1 pseudogene is annotated in these 206 nt (G+C 45.6%); it reads left to right on the top strand.

The window, feature by feature from the left end:
• Positions 1-206 (top strand): annotated as a pseudogene (locus tag FC24_RS11575) (transcriptional regulator); the annotation flags it as partial.

Genomic DNA, 206 nt, shown 5'->3' with positions numbered 1-206 from the left:
TTAATGCAATATCGCGAAAAAGCTTATTTTGCCAAAATGCCAGTAAACCCTAAAATCACGAGCCACTGGGGTGATGGATCGTCTCCCAGTACAGCAGAGCGAGATCCTTATGCAGTCGAGCGCTTGGTACGACAAGAAAAGAGTAGTAAGTTTGTTAGCTACATTGATCGCGCCATTGCGGCATTACCCAAGCAATCGCATCAACA

Origin of the sequence: Loigolactobacillus rennini DSM 20253, from assembly GCF_001436505.1 — a bacterium.
In the GTDB taxonomy this organism is placed as follows: Bacteria; Bacillota; Bacilli; order Lactobacillales; family Lactobacillaceae; genus Loigolactobacillus; species Loigolactobacillus rennini.
The sequence above is the reverse complement of the archived record's forward strand: the minus strand, read 5'-3'. Positions and strand labels throughout refer to the sequence as shown.